Genomic DNA, 12,406 nt, shown 5'->3' on the forward strand with positions numbered 1-12,406 from the left:
AGTCCCGACGCTGGCCTCCCCATCACGAAATGCCCCGATCCATGATCCGTCCCGAAGACCTGTTGAGACCCACGCCGGCCGGCCTCTATTGCCCGCCGGGAGACTTCTACATCGACCCGGTGCGTCCGGTGGACCGCGCGGTGGTGACCCATGGTCACTCCGACCACGCGCGAGCGGGACACGGCGCCGTACTGGCGACGGGGCAGACTCTCGCGATCATGGCGGAACGCTATGGCGAGGATTTCACGGGGCGGCGTCAGGCCGTGGCCTATGGCGAGACGGCTTCGCACAGCGGCGTTGAGGTGAAGCTGGTCCCGGCGGGGCATGTACTGGGTTCGGCCCAGGCGGTGGTGACCTGGCAGGGCCTGACCATGGTGGTGTCGGGCGATTACAAGCGCCGGCGCGATCCGACCTGTGTCCCGTTCGAGCCCGTGCCCTGCCATGTCTTCATCTCGGAGGCGACGTTCGGCCTGCCGGTCTTCACCCATCCGCCGGACGCCGAGGAGATCGCCCGGCTGGTCCAGTCGCTGGGCCAGTTCCCGGAGCGAGCGCATCTGGTCGGGGCCTATGCGCTTGGAAAGGCGCAACGGGTCATCAAATTGCTGCGCGCGGCGGGCTGGGAGCGGCCCATCTATGTCCACGGGGCGCTGGAGCGGCTGAACCGACTGTACGAACGCGAGGGCGTCGATCTCGGGCCGATTCTGCCGGCGACGGGACTCAAAGCTGGAGCATTGGGCGGAGAGGTGGCGATCGCGCCGCCGTCGGCGATCCAGGATCGCTGGTCGCGCCGGTTCGCCGATCCGGTCACGGCCTTCGCCAGCGGCTGGATGCTGATCAAGGCGCGGGCGCGCCAGCGGGGCGTGGAACTGCCGCTGGTCATCTCCGACCACGCTGACTGGCCTGAACTGATCGCGACCTTCGAGGAGATCCGGCCCGAGGAGGTCTGGATCACGCACGGGCGGGAAGAAGGGCTGCTGCGCTGGGCCGAACTCAACGGCATGAAGGCGCGGGCGCTCCGGCTGGTCGGCTATGACGAGGAGGACGACGAGACGACCGGCCCGACCGCGGAAGGAGGCTCGTAGTGGACGCCGACCCCCGGCCCTAGCGGCAGATCCAGCGCGACCCATGCGGCCACCATCAGCAGGCCCGCAACCAGGAAAGACCCGGCATAAGGCAGCATGGTCGCCATCAGCGATCCCAGGCCGAAGCGCGGGTCCCACCGCTGGGCAAAGGTCAGGATCAGCGGGAAGTAGCTCATCAGGGGCGTGGCGATGTTGGTGACCGAGTCCCCCATGCGATAGGCGGCGGTCGTCATCTCCGGACTGATGCCCAGGAGCATGAACATCGGCACCACGATGGGGGCGAGGGCGGACCACTTGGCCGAGGCCGAGCCGATGAACAGGTCGAACACGCACGAGACCAGGACGACGGCGATCAGCAGCACCGGCGCCGGCAGGGCGATCTTCTGAAGTTCCGCCGCTGCGTTGACGGCCAGGATCGGTCCGAGACCCGACCAGTTGATCATGGCCACGAAGTGGGCTGCGAAGAAGGCGAGCACGATATACGGGGCCAACTGGGCGATGCCTTCGCCCATCATCCGAACCATGTCCCGGTGGGATTTGACTGTGCCCGCGCCTGCGCCATAGGCCCCGCCGGCCACGAAGAAGGTCACGGCGAAGAAGGCGATCAGAGAGCGATAAAGAGGATTGTACTCCTGCCCCGGCTCGGCCTCTGGATCGATGAAGGGAGACCCCGGCATCAGGGTCAGGGCGGTCCAGAGCGCCAGCATGGCGAGGATCGCCAGCCCGGCCCACACCAGCCCCTTCTTCTGCGCGGGCGTCAGGGCCTGTTCTTCGGGGGTGGAAGGCGGGCGGGCGCCGTCGGACGGCGTCCAGCGACCCAGACGCGGCTCGATCACCCGGTCGGTCAGGAACCAGACGATCGGCGTGAAGACCAGAACGACGCCGACGATGAAGAACCAGTTGCCCGCGATATTCACGGAATAGGTCGGGTCTATGAGCCGGGCCGCCGGCTCGGTTATGCCGAGGATCAGGGCATCCTGGGATCCCGGGAACAGGTTGCCGGCATAGCCTCCCGACACCGCGGCGAAGCCGGCGGCAAGGCCGGCCAGGGGGTGACGGCCGGCTGCGGCGAAGATGACGGCGGCCAGGGGTATGACGACCACATAGGCGGCGTCCGACGCGTGGTGGGACATCATGCCGACCACGACAACGACGGGCGTGAGCACGGCCTTGGGGGCGTTGAGCAGGGCGCCTCGAATGGCGGAATCGAACAGGCCGGTCCGCTCGGCGACGGCCGCGCCGTAGATGATGGTCACGACGATCGCGAGCGGCGGAAAGTCCGCCAGGGTGCGCGGCATGCCGATGATGAGCTTCTCGAGGTTCTCGCGCGAAAGCAGGCTCTGGGCCTGCAGCGTCTCACCGGTGACCGGGTTGACGGCGGACCACCCCAGACCCGAGCCGACCAGGCTGAGCACCACCAGTGCGCCGATCAGCCACAGGAACAGGAACACCGGATCGGGCAGCCGATTGCCGATGCGCTCGACCACGCCCAGAAATCCAGAGCTTGTGCTCATCGGTCTTGCTCCCAGTGTTCACCGTGGAATAGCCGGCAGGGAGGGGGGCGAGGCAATCCTGGGGGTCTGCGACAAAATCGCGGGCGAGCGCCCAACCTATGAGCGAATGCTTCGCGTCGGTCTCGGTCCAGGCCGCAGCCACAGCTCCGCGACGATCAGGTTGGGGACCCAGGCCAGGAAGGAGATGGCGCGATACCAGGGCAGGAACTCCAGCCCGAAGATCGCCACCAGTGGCAGGTAGATCCGCAGGGTGACGGCGGCCAGCGTCAGCGCCCAGGAGCGGATCATCCAGCGACGGTGCTCGGCGAACCGGCCCTGCATGGCCGCACGCCAGCCAAGGGCCGTGAAGGCGAGCCAGAGGACCGCCAGGCTGCTGAAGCCGGCGGTGGCGATCGGTCCCGCCGAGGAGCCGAACGACAGGATCAAACCCGCCACGCCGCCGACCAGACATCCCGCGACATAGACCCGCCCGGTCCAGCGATGCGGCGGCTTCGAACCTTTTCGCAGGGCGGGCAGGAACTGCACCGAGCCCACCAGCAATGCCGTGATCGCGCCGGCGACATGAACGAAAAGCCACGGCACGCCGACGGGATTGCCCAACGCCTCGGCCGGCGTCGTGGGCGGGTTCAGAACGTAACGGGCCGACCAGGCGGCGATCCCGATGCACAAGATTGCGATGAGGACCCAGCCGATGCGGGCTGGCCAGGTCATGGTTCGGCCGGGGGGCGGGGCGTCGTCGGTGGTCATGCGGAGGTCCTCGATCACGGTTTCGCTGAACGCCATTGCGGCTCGAACGACGGCTCGCTAGGCCCTGCTTCGCGAGTGGCGCCGGGGCTGCGCGAACGGGGCGGGCATGGACGGAGAGGCGGCAGGAGCCGGCGAAACGGCGACCACGCGGCGGTGGGGCATCGACCTCGCCCTGCTGGTCGTGATCGGCCTGATGATGGGGTTTCTGGGACCGTTCGGGTCAGATCAGGTCCCGATCGTGTGGCGCTACATCTACTGGATGATCTGCATGGTCGGCGGCGGGCTGATCGGGTTTGCGGGCGACGAACTGCTGAGGCGGAGAATCGTCGGGACCTGGCGACGCGTGGCTGTGGGCTCGGTGCTCATGACACCAGCGGTGTCGCTGCTGGTGTTGACCACCGAACACCTGCTTGCCGGTGGCCCGTTTGGCTGGTCGGGCTACCTGGAGCTGCTCTGGCAGGTATGGCCCATCCTGCTGGCGGTAATGGTCGTCCGGGCTCTTGTCTGGCGGCGCACGCCCGCGCGTGTCGAGACCCGAACCGTCATCGCCGCGCCTCTTCCCGAGGCCGAGGCGACGTTCCGGCGACGGCTTTCTGCGAAGCGTCGCGGGGCGCGGCTGATCGCGATCGAGGCGCACGACCACTATCTGAAGGTCCATACCGACGCCGGCGACGAGCTGATCACCCTGCGGTTCGCCGACGCCCTGGAAGAACTGGCGCTCGCCCATGGCTGGCGCGTTCACCGGTCATGGTGGGTCGCGGCCGATGCGGTGGAGGCTGTGCGCTGGCGGCGCGGCGCGGGCGAAATCCGCCTGGTCGGCGGCTTGACGGCGCCGGTGAGCCGGACGCACGGGCCAGTGCTGAAGGAGGCGGGCTGGTTCTAGAGGGTTGCGGCGACGCTGTGGACTGACCCCTAGGCTGCGCGACCTTTTCGGGTGGCGGGCGCCGGCGCCGCGACCTCGACCTCTGCAGGCTCGGCCAGGGCGGCATTCATCGCCATGCGCAGGCGTTCCGGCTTGATCGGCTTTTCGACCACCGCGGCCATGCCGATCGACAGATAGTGTCTGGCGTCGTCCGGGTCGGCGTTTGCGGTCAGGGCGATGATGGGGATGTCGCGTTCCGGGCCCGTCAGGGCGCGGATGGCCTGGGTCGCCTGGACGCCGTCCATGCGCGGCATCTTGATGTCCATCAGGATCAGATCGAACGGCCGGGCCTGCACGGCTTCCAGCGCTTCGACGCCGTCCTCGGCGGTCTCGGACGAACAGCCGAACATCTCGCAAAGGGCCTGGGCGACCACGCGGTTGGTGGCGTTGTCGTCGACGATCAGGATGTGAGGATTGGACTGGAGTTCCAGCTCGGCGAGGGCCGACACGTTGGAGGCGTTCTGCTCGACCGGCTCGGACAGGGGGGCGGAGACGTCGAAGGCGAAGGTGGCGCCGCGACCGGCGTTGTTCTCGGCCCAGATGCGGCCCTCCATACGGTCGACGATCTGGCGGCAGATTGACAGGCCGAGGCCCGCGCCGTCGGGACCCGAGCCGTGCACGAAGGGTTCGAAGATGGCGTCGACACGGCCGCCGTCCACGCCCGGCCCGTCGTCGCGGACGCGGGCCTCCATGCGGACCAGGCCATTCTCGGACCAGGCCTTGAGGCTGGCCTCGACCACGCCGTTGCGGGCGAATTTCAGTGCGTTGCCGATCAGGTTGTTGAAGACCTGTTTCAGGCGGACGCCGTCGATGTCTGCCGTCAGTTCGGTGTCGCCCTCATAGCCCACCATCAGGCGGACGGCGTCCTGGGACGCGCGCGGCGCCCACATGGCTTCGATGTCGTCCACCAGGGCGCGGAGCGGCGTCGGGACCGGCGTCATTTCCAGCTCGCCCGCTTCGGCGCGCGAGAGATCCAGCGCGTCCTGCAGGATGCGGAGCAGGGTTTCGGAGGAATCGACAATGGTCTGGACGTGGGCGTGAGCCGCGTCGTTCAGCGGTTGGCGACGCAGCAGTTCGGCGACGGCGAGGACGCCGTTCATGGGCGTGCGCAGCTCGTGGCTCATGATGGCCAGGAACTGGCTCTTGGCGCGGGCCGAGGCGAGTGCCTGGGTGCGGCTGTCGGTCAGGGCGCGCGACTGCTCGGCGAGCTCTGCGTTCTGGCTGCGTTGCTGTTCGTTGACGGCCTGGAGCAGGGAGACGGCGGTGCCGATGCCGCGATAGCGACCGCCGCGCGTGACGATGAAGCCGCGCATCAGCGAGCCGGGACTGCTCTTGATCAGGATGTCGCAGAAGGCGTCGATGCGGACCCCGGCATCGACGACGGCGGGCTCGACATCCATCACATGCGAGACGGGGCGATTGGCGTAGAGGGCATGGCCGAAGGGGCCCGCGATCTTGAGGAGGAAGGCGTTGCGTTCGACCAGGCCCACCGGGCGGTCGTCCTCGACAACCGGAATGACGAGGGTGTCAGGCTCTCGCTGGAAGCGTGCGAAAATCTCGGCCGCCGAGGTCGTCGGCAAGACCGGTTCGGCGCGTTCCGTCAGAACTTCGATCGTCGGCATACTGGCCGAAACTCCCGTGGTACCGGTGGACAATGCGGGATAACCGTTTGCAAAAGGGTTAAGTGGCGGAACAGTCCGTTTTCGCCAGTCAGATGACGCCGGTCTTTTTTGCGAGATCGACGGGTCTGGTGTAGAGGCTCCGCAACCATTCACCCCTGTACTGAACCCGATGCGCGCGGCCGAAAGGCCGACCGCAGGCCCGTCATGACCGAAACCCAAATCCTGACCCTGGCGAACGACACAGCACACGACGCCCTGGTTCTGTTTTCCGGCGGACAGGACAGCGCCACCTGCCTGGCCTGGGCGCTGGAACGCTACGAGCGGGTGGAGACCGTCGGCTTCGACTACGGCCAGCGGCATGCGGTCGAGATGGCCGCGCGCCTGCGGGTGCGGGACGGGATGGCGAAAGTCCTGCCCCAGTTCGCCGGCCGGCTCGGCCCCGACCATGTCATCGACCTGACCGGCTTCGGGGCCATCGGCGAGACGGCGATGACGACCGACCGGGCCATACAGGTCGGCGCACGCGGACTGCCCAACACCTTCGTGCCGGGGCGCAATCTGGTGTTCCTGACCTGCGCGGCGGCGCTGGCGGATCGTCGCGGGCTGGCGGTGCTGGTCGGCGGCATGTGCGAGACGGACTTCTCGGGCTATCCCGACTGTCGGCGCGACACGATCAACGCGATGGAACGGGCGCTGACGCTGGGTCTCGACAAACCGTCGCCGATCGAAACGCCGCTCATGTACCTGACCAAGGCCCAGACCTGGGAGCTGGCGCACGGGATCGGAGGGGATGCGCTGGTCGAGCTGATCGTTGAAGAGAGCCACACCTGCTATCGCGGCGACCGCGAGCACCGGCATGACTGGGGTTATGGCTGCGGCGACTGCCCGGCCTGCGAACTTCGCGCCGCCGGCTGGCGCGACTGGCTGACGTCACGATGACCTATGCGGTCAAGGAGACCTTCCTGACGGTTCAGGGGGAGGGCGGTCAGGCCGGTCGCCCGGCGGTGTTTCTGCGCTTCGCCGGCTGCAATCTGTGGAGCGGGCGCCAGCAGGACCGGGCCGAGGCCGTCTGTTCGTTCTGCGACACCGAGTTCGTCGGCACGGACGGCGACGGCGGCGGCAAGTTCAAGGACGCGCGGGCGCTCGCGGACCATGTCGCCTCATTCTGGATCGGGCGCGACGGTGATCCGAAACTGGTCGTCTGCACGGGGGGGGAGCCATTGCTGCAGCTCGACGCGCCGCTGATCGAGGCCCTGAATGGGCGCGGTTTCGACATCGCGGTGGAGACCAACGGCACGCTTCCCGCGCCCGATGGCATCGACTGGATCTGCGTCAGTCCGAAGGCGGCGGCGCCGGTGGTGCAGACGTCAGGGCAGGAGCTCAAGCTGGTCTATCCGCAGGCCCTGGCCATGCCGGATAGGTTCGACGATCTGGATTTCGAGCGCTTCTGGCTGCAGCCGATGGACGGACCGGACCAGGCGGCGAACACGGCGGCGGCCATGGACTATTGCCTGCGCCACCCGAAATGGCGGCTCAGCGTCCAGACCCACAAATACATAGGCGTTCGCTAGATCAGCAGTTGCGGCCCTGCGCGCGCATCTGCTCGCAGCGGCGTTGCTGGCGGTCGTAGTCGCGCTGTTCGCGTTCGCGGCGGGCGCGGGTTTCCTCGTCAGAGGTGGTGACGGCGTCGACGCCGGCCCCGACGACGGCGCCGGTCGCCCGGGCCGTGCCGCCGACGATGGCGCCGGCCGTGCCGACTACGGCCCCGACCAGACAGCCCTGAAGCAAGAGCGAGCCGGCCAGGACGGTGGCGAGGGCGGCGGTGCGGGACAGCGTCTTGGTCATGGCGCGCATCTAGCCCGAACAGGGTGAACGGAAGATGACCCGAGCCGTATCAGCCCACCTGCGCGCGGTGCCTCAGCATGGCGTCGGCGAGGACGCAGGCCGCCATGGCCTCGACCACGGGAACGCCGCGCAGGGCGACGCAGGGGTCATGACGACCTTTGGTGCGCACGTCGGTCTCGGTCCCGTCGCGGGTCACCGTCTGGCGCGGCGTCAGGATGGATGAGGTGGGCTTGAACACCACGCGAGCCGTCAGGGGCTGGCCGGTCGATATGCCGCCGAGCACGCCGCCCGCGTTATTGGAGCCGAACAGGATTTCACCGTCCGCACCCAGTCGCATTTCGTCGGCGTTCTCCTCGCCCGACAGTTCGGCCGAGCCGAAGCCCGCGCCGATCTCGATGCCCTTTACCGCGTTGATCGACATCATGGCGGCGGCCAGTTCGGCGTCGAGCTTGCCGTAGAGCGGTGCGCCCCAGCCGGCCGGAACGCCCGTGACTTCCAGCGCCACGACGGCGCCGATGGAGGAGCCCGCCTTTCGCACGCTGTCTAGGTAGGTCTCCCACTCGGGCACGACCTCGGCCGAGGCGGCGAACAGGGGGTTGTCGTAGACGGCGGAGAAGTCGACGGCCTCGGGGGCGATCCTGTGCGGACCGAGCTGGACGACCCCTGCCCGGATGACGATGCCGTCGCCCAACACGCGGCGCGCCACGGCGCCGGCGGCGACACGGCTGGCTGTTTCACGCGCGGAAGAGCGACCGCCGCCGCGGTGGTCACGGACGCCGTATTTGGTCTGGTAGGTCAGGTCGGCATGGCCGGGCCGATAGGCGCGGGCGATCTCGCCATAGTCCTTCGAGCGGGCGTCGACGTTGTCGATGTGGATGGCGATGGGGGCGCCGGTGGTGACCGGTCCGGCTCCGTCGTCGAAGACCCCGGACAGGATGCGGGCGACGTCGGTCTCTTGCCTTTGGGTGACGAAGCGGCTGCCGCCGGGCTTGCGCAGGTCGAGCCAGGGCTGGAGGTCCGCCTCTGTGAGCGGAATCAACGGCGGACATCCGTCCACGACGCAGCCGATTGCAGGCCCATGGCTCTCGCCCCAGGTCGTCACACGGAAAAGATGGCCGAAGGTGTTGTGAGACATCGCCCGTGACGCTTAGGCCGCGAGGCGGTCCGGCGTCCAGACGCGGGTGAAGCGGGCCAGCAGGTCCTCGGCGGCGGAGGGGGCGTCCTCGGACGGTTTCAGGGACACGAACAGATGGCCCTCAGGGCGACCGCCACGTGCGGGTAGGCCCAGTCCACGCAGCCGCAAGCGGACCGGATCGGTCAGGCCCGGCGTAACCCAGGCGCCGCGAACGCCCGCATGGGTGTCGATTTCGACCCGACCGCCGTCGCTTAACAGACGGGTTGGCACCTGCCAGCTCATGAAGAGATCGTCGCCGAGCGCCGCAAGGCCATCGGCGGGACGGATCAGGACGGGCAGGTAGAGATCGGAGCCGTCCACAGCGCCTCCCTTGAGGCGCAGATGCTCGCCCGTCCGCATCCCGGCGGGGGCGTGGACACGCAGGGTGCGGTCGCCGAGGCGGACCGTGGCGTCGCCGCCAGAGACCGCCTGAACCGGTGTCAATCCGACGACCGGTAGTGCGGCGGGGCGCTGGACCGGCGCCGCGAGGGCGGGGCGGGCGGCCCCGGTGTTCTGGATCAGGCGATAGGCGGAAATGACGCGGCGGAAGCGTTCCGCGTCGCCGCCGGGCTGGTCCGGACGTGCGCTCTTGACCGCCAGGCGGAAGGCGCGGGTCACGGCGGCCTGTTCGGCCGGGCCATGCAGGCCCAGGACGGCGAAGGCTTCGTTCAGGCTGGGGCCGGGCGCGATCATCCGCCCCATAGGCCGCACCCATGGTCAATGCCGGGTTAACCGTGCAGGTCGGTCCAGGCCTTGCTATATGCGCGCCATGACCAATGCCGCCATTCCGCCGAGCCCGACCCGCGACGAATACGCCCGCGACTATGCCGCCGCCCTCGCCGCCAACGGGGACGAGACGATCTTTGACCGTGCCGAGCCGATCGGGTTGTTCGTCGAATGGTTGACCGAGGCCAAGGGGCACGAGCCGAACGACGCCAACGCCATGACCCTGTCGACCGTGGACGCCGCTGGGGCGCCGGACAGCCGGATGGTGCTGCTGAAGGACGTCGATGCGCGCGGCTTCACCTTCTATTCGAACCGCGAGAGCGCCAAGGGCGTCGAGCTGGACGCCACGCCGCGCGCGGCCCTGCTGTTCCACTGGAAGTCGCTGCGCCGTCAGGTGCGGGTCAGGGGAGCGGTCGAGCCGGTCAGCACGGCGGAGGCCGACGCCTATTTCGCCAGCCGGGCGCGCGAGAGCCGGATCGGCGCCTGGGCCTCGGACCAGTCCCGGCCGCTTGAGAGCCGTTCGGATCTGGAGGCGGCCGTGGCGCGCGAGACGGCGAGGTTCGAAGGACAGGACGTGCCCCGGCCTGAACGCTGGACCGGCTGGCGGGTGATCCCCGAGGCGGTGGAGTTCTGGCGCGACCGGCCGTTCCGTCTGCATGACAGGTTGCTGTTCAGCCGGGACGGCGACGGCTGGACGCGGACCCGGCTTCAGCCCTAGCCGGTTCCGTAGCGGGCCAGGAAGGTCTCGACGGCGTCCGCTGCGATCAATTCCGGCGAGCGTGCGGGCTGGACCTCGTCGCCGGTGACCAGGGGCATGAAGAAGACGGGATGTTCGATCATCCCCATCAGCTGACCGGCCGCCCAGGACCCCTTTTCGAAACGCAGATCGCCGCTCGCCGCCAGAGCGGTCAGCGCCTCGATCAACGGCCGGCCAAAGTCGTGGCGGCCCTTCTCGAAGAACCCCATGGCCACGTCGCGGAAGCGTGGGCGCTCGGCCATCACCAGGCGGAACACCGACCGCACGAATGGATCGCCCATAAAGCCGGCATAGGCGATGGCGAACCGGGTCAGCCGGGTCCGGGCGTCGCCTTCGTCACAGCGGACACGCTTCATCTGTTCAGCGAAATCGTCCGATGCGTTGGCGATGACCGCCGAGAACAGGTCGGCCTTTGATGGGAAATAGCCGTAGAGGGTTGCGGTCGAGACCGAGGTTGCGCGGGCGATGGGCTCGATCCGTGTCGCCGCATAGCCCTCGGACATGAAATGGCGTCTGGCCTCGCGAACGATGTTGTCGCGTCGGGGGTCGGTAACCGAGGTCGCGGAATTGACTCCGTCTCGGTGCGTAGTGGCGTTCGCTTGCATCAGACTGCAATCGATAGCCGATATGCTCAAGCTGGCGATGTCACTTCAGAAATCGTCAGGTTTCGACAGGTTTCAGGTGCGCCAGCAGCGGATGGGCCAGAACCGGCGCCGCCAGACGGACCACGGCCTGGGGATCGTCGAGGCGAACGGCGGCCGTGGCGTCGGCGATAATGAAGTCCGCGCGCGTCCGCGACGGCTCGGTCAGGCGCTCGTGGCCCGGACGCACGGTTTTCAGATACTGGTCGATGACCGACTGCGCCGTCCGGCCGCGTTCGGCCTGGTCGCGCAGCAGGCGACGGATGAAACGGATGTCGGCGGGAGTGTCGACGAAGACCCGTATATCGAACAGGTCGGCGACCGGAGGCGTGCACAGCACATGGGTGCCTTCCACGATCACCACCAGGGCGGCGGGAATGGGCTCGCCGTCCGGTTCGCGGCCGTGGTGGATGAAGGAATAGACGGGGGCGGTGACCGGCTTGCCCGCCTTCAGCCGGGTGAGGTCATCGTACAGAAGCTCGTGATCGCGGGCGGCCACATCGTCGAAATCGAAGGTCGCCGCGTCAAAGCCGGGCAGGGAGGCCGCATCGCGGTAGTAGGAGTCCTCGCGCATCAGCGCCGCCGCGCCCGGAGGCAGGGCGCTGACCAGGGCCTCGGCCAGGGTGGACTTGCCCGAGCCGGAGCCGCCGGTGATCGCGATCAGAATGGTCATGGCGGGCCTTCTAGAGACCCGTGACGATTAGCGGAAGAAGCAGGTGAGGCCGGCGTAGAGCGAGTCCACCTGACCGGCCGTTGGAGCGCTCAGGAAACCTCCCATCTCACCGAGCGAGAACTCGGCTCCCAGAGTCGAGTCCGGGACCATCTCGACGGTTCCGGAATCCTCCAGCGCCGCACGGGTGGAGCCGACGCCGACGCCATCGACGGTCGTCAGGCCCGCCTCATCGACGAACCAGCCCTGGAAGGTCTCGTTCTGGAACAGCAACTGCAGGCCGTTGGAGAACTCGGCGAACTGGGTCGGGCCGGCGCCGCATTCCTCGTTGGTGGTGACCTGCGGCGCAGCGCCGCCAACCGAGGCGGCGACGGCGGCGATCGCGGTCGCCTGGGGGGTGCCGAACGGGATGGCGCGGGCCGCGCCCGTGGCGTCGAACAGTCGCAGGCCTTCGCCCTCGATGGCCAGGCCGCCGGCGGACTGGGCCGGCGTCGGTGCGCCTTCGGCGGTCGCGGCCGCAGGCGCGGCGGGCTCTGCGGCGACCGGCGGCGTCTGGGTTCGATCACAGGCGGCGAGGACCGTCAGGGCGGCGAAGGCGAGGGCGGTGCGGGTGGCGATACGCATGTCCGGGCGTCCTTTTCGATGTCTCAGGGACGGGAACAGAGGGCAAAAGCCAAACGGACGCAACGGCAAAGCCCGGAACGGC

Annotated in this window: 14 protein-coding genes; 5 read left to right on the forward strand and 9 right to left on the reverse strand. The window is 68.5% G+C overall.

What is annotated here, in order from left to right:
- Nucleotides 1–41: 41 nt before the first annotated feature.
- Nucleotides 42–1,082 (forward strand): ligase-associated DNA damage response exonuclease, encoded by a 1,041-nt coding sequence (locus ACW17Y_RS04440; protein WP_492037570.1) that lies wholly within the window; start codon nucleotides 42–44, stop codon nucleotides 1,080–1,082.
- Here ACW17Y_RS04440 and ACW17Y_RS04445 read toward each other — a convergent pair.
- Together ACW17Y_RS04445 and ACW17Y_RS04450 are read right to left on the reverse strand one after the other, a co-directional pair.
- A complete protein-coding gene (locus ACW17Y_RS04445; protein WP_492037571.1) occupies nucleotides 1,028–2,596 on the reverse strand; it encodes an AbgT family transporter in 1,569 nt (522 codons plus the stop codon). The two genes, ACW17Y_RS04440 and ACW17Y_RS04445, sit on opposite strands and share 55 nt — an antisense overlap.
- Nucleotides 2,597–2,692: 96 nt before the next feature.
- Nucleotides 2,693–3,343: a DUF2306 domain-containing protein gene (locus ACW17Y_RS04450; protein WP_492037572.1), complete on the reverse strand. Its 651-nt coding sequence runs from the start codon at nucleotides 3,341–3,343 to the stop codon at nucleotides 2,693–2,695.
- 106 nt (nucleotides 3,344–3,449) lie between these two features.
- On the opposite strand from ACW17Y_RS04450, the gene ACW17Y_RS04455 reads away from it, so the two are divergent.
- Nucleotides 3,450–4,226, forward strand: a complete 777-nt coding sequence (locus ACW17Y_RS04455) for a LytTR family DNA-binding domain-containing protein (RefSeq protein WP_492037573.1) — start codon at nucleotides 3,450–3,452, stop codon at nucleotides 4,224–4,226.
- Between the two features lie 29 nt (nucleotides 4,227–4,255).
- Here ACW17Y_RS04455 and ACW17Y_RS04460 read toward each other — a convergent pair whose 3' ends face one another.
- Nucleotides 4,256–5,887, reverse strand: a complete 1,632-nt coding sequence (locus ACW17Y_RS04460; RefSeq protein WP_492037574.1) for a response regulator — start codon at nucleotides 5,885–5,887, stop codon at nucleotides 4,256–4,258.
- Nucleotides 5,888–6,091: 204 nt separating this feature from the next.
- Between ACW17Y_RS04460 and queC the strand changes: the two genes are divergently transcribed.
- A complete protein-coding gene (gene queC / locus ACW17Y_RS04465; protein ID WP_492037575.1) occupies nucleotides 6,092–6,826 on the forward strand; it encodes a 7-cyano-7-deazaguanine synthase QueC in 735 nt (244 codons plus the stop codon).
- Nucleotides 6,823–7,458, forward strand: a complete 636-nt coding sequence (gene queE, locus ACW17Y_RS04470) for a 7-carboxy-7-deazaguanine synthase (RefSeq protein ID WP_492037576.1) — start codon at nucleotides 6,823–6,825, stop codon at nucleotides 7,456–7,458. The genes queC and queE overlap by 4 nt, the downstream gene beginning before the upstream one ends.
- A gap of 1 nt (nucleotide 7,459) precedes the next feature.
- Here queE and ACW17Y_RS04475 read toward each other — a convergent pair whose 3' ends face one another.
- From ACW17Y_RS04475 to ACW17Y_RS04485, 3 genes are read right to left on the reverse strand one after another with little or no spacing between them, the layout of a single operon-like run.
- Nucleotides 7,460–7,732 carry a hypothetical protein gene (locus tag ACW17Y_RS04475; RefSeq protein ID WP_492037577.1) on the reverse strand — a complete coding sequence of 91 codons (273 nt, stop codon included), beginning with the start codon at nucleotides 7,730–7,732 and terminating at the stop codon, nucleotides 7,460–7,462.
- Nucleotides 7,733–7,781: 49 nt separating this feature from the next.
- A complete protein-coding gene (aroC, locus tag ACW17Y_RS04480; protein ID WP_492037578.1) occupies nucleotides 7,782–8,867 on the reverse strand; it encodes a chorismate synthase in 1,086 nt (361 codons plus the stop codon).
- Nucleotides 8,868–8,879: 12 nt separating this feature from the next.
- Nucleotides 8,880–9,608: a DnaJ C-terminal domain-containing protein gene (locus ACW17Y_RS04485; protein ID WP_492037579.1), complete on the reverse strand. Its 729-nt coding sequence runs from the start codon at nucleotides 9,606–9,608 to the stop codon at nucleotides 8,880–8,882.
- A 67-nt stretch (nucleotides 9,609–9,675) separates the two neighbouring features.
- Here ACW17Y_RS04485 and pdxH point away from each other — a divergent pair, with 67 nt between their 5' ends.
- On the forward strand, nucleotides 9,676–10,350 hold the full coding sequence (pdxH, locus tag ACW17Y_RS04490) for a pyridoxamine 5'-phosphate oxidase (RefSeq protein WP_492038240.1): 675 nt from the start codon (nucleotides 9,676–9,678) through the stop codon (nucleotides 10,348–10,350).
- Here pdxH and ACW17Y_RS04495 read toward each other — a convergent pair.
- The 3 genes from ACW17Y_RS04495 to ACW17Y_RS04505 form a co-directional block, all read right to left on the reverse strand.
- On the reverse strand, nucleotides 10,347–10,892 hold the full coding sequence (locus ACW17Y_RS04495; RefSeq protein WP_492037580.1) for a TetR/AcrR family transcriptional regulator: 546 nt from the start codon (nucleotides 10,890–10,892) through the stop codon (nucleotides 10,347–10,349). The genes pdxH and ACW17Y_RS04495 overlap by 4 nt on opposite strands.
- A gap of 157 nt (nucleotides 10,893–11,049) precedes the next feature.
- On the reverse strand, nucleotides 11,050–11,703 hold the full coding sequence (udk, locus tag ACW17Y_RS04500) for a uridine kinase (RefSeq protein ID WP_492037581.1): 654 nt from the start codon (nucleotides 11,701–11,703) through the stop codon (nucleotides 11,050–11,052).
- A 27-nt stretch (nucleotides 11,704–11,730) separates the two neighbouring features.
- On the reverse strand, nucleotides 11,731–12,324 hold the full coding sequence (locus ACW17Y_RS04505; protein ID WP_492037582.1) for a hypothetical protein: 594 nt from the start codon (nucleotides 12,322–12,324) through the stop codon (nucleotides 11,731–11,733).
- Nucleotides 12,325–12,406: the final 82 nt, after the last annotated feature.

The organism is Brevundimonas sp. AVps7 (genome assembly GCF_058681545.1).

What these genes read in the sequence shown, in the direction of transcription:
- ACW17Y_RS04440 (WP_492037570.1), top strand. Translation starts at nt 42, where the DNA reads ATGATCCGTCCCGAAGACCTGTTGAGACCCACGCCGGCCGGCCTCTAT.
- ACW17Y_RS04445 (WP_492037571.1), bottom strand. Translation starts at nt 2,596, where the DNA reads ATGAGCACAAGCTCTGGATTTCTGGGCGTGGTCGAGCGCATCGGCAAT.
- ACW17Y_RS04450 (WP_492037572.1), bottom strand. Translation starts at nt 3,343, where the DNA reads ATGACCACCGACGACGCCCCGCCCCCCGGCCGAACCATGACCTGGCCA.
- ACW17Y_RS04455 (WP_492037573.1), top strand. Translation starts at nt 3,450, where the DNA reads ATGGACGGAGAGGCGGCAGGAGCCGGCGAAACGGCGACCACGCGGCGG.
- ACW17Y_RS04460 (WP_492037574.1), bottom strand. Translation starts at nt 5,887, where the DNA reads ATGCCGACGATCGAAGTTCTGACGGAACGCGCCGAACCGGTCTTGCCG.
- queC (WP_492037575.1), top strand. Translation starts at nt 6,092, where the DNA reads ATGACCGAAACCCAAATCCTGACCCTGGCGAACGACACAGCACACGAC.
- queE (WP_492037576.1), top strand. Translation starts at nt 6,823, where the DNA reads ATGACCTATGCGGTCAAGGAGACCTTCCTGACGGTTCAGGGGGAGGGC.
- ACW17Y_RS04475 (WP_492037577.1), bottom strand. Translation starts at nt 7,732, where the DNA reads ATGACCAAGACGCTGTCCCGCACCGCCGCCCTCGCCACCGTCCTGGCC.
- aroC (WP_492037578.1), bottom strand. Translation starts at nt 8,867, where the DNA reads ATGTCTCACAACACCTTCGGCCATCTTTTCCGTGTGACGACCTGGGGC.
- ACW17Y_RS04485 (WP_492037579.1), bottom strand. Translation starts at nt 9,608, where the DNA reads ATGGGGCGGATGATCGCGCCCGGCCCCAGCCTGAACGAAGCCTTCGCC.
- pdxH (WP_492038240.1), top strand. Translation starts at nt 9,676, where the DNA reads ATGACCAATGCCGCCATTCCGCCGAGCCCGACCCGCGACGAATACGCC.
- ACW17Y_RS04495 (WP_492037580.1), bottom strand. Translation starts at nt 10,892, where the DNA reads ATGTCCGAGGGCTATGCGGCGACACGGATCGAGCCCATCGCCCGCGCA.
- udk (WP_492037581.1), bottom strand. Translation starts at nt 11,703, where the DNA reads ATGACCATTCTGATCGCGATCACCGGCGGCTCCGGCTCGGGCAAGTCC.
- ACW17Y_RS04505 (WP_492037582.1), bottom strand. Translation starts at nt 12,324, where the DNA reads ATGCGTATCGCCACCCGCACCGCCCTCGCCTTCGCCGCCCTGACGGTC.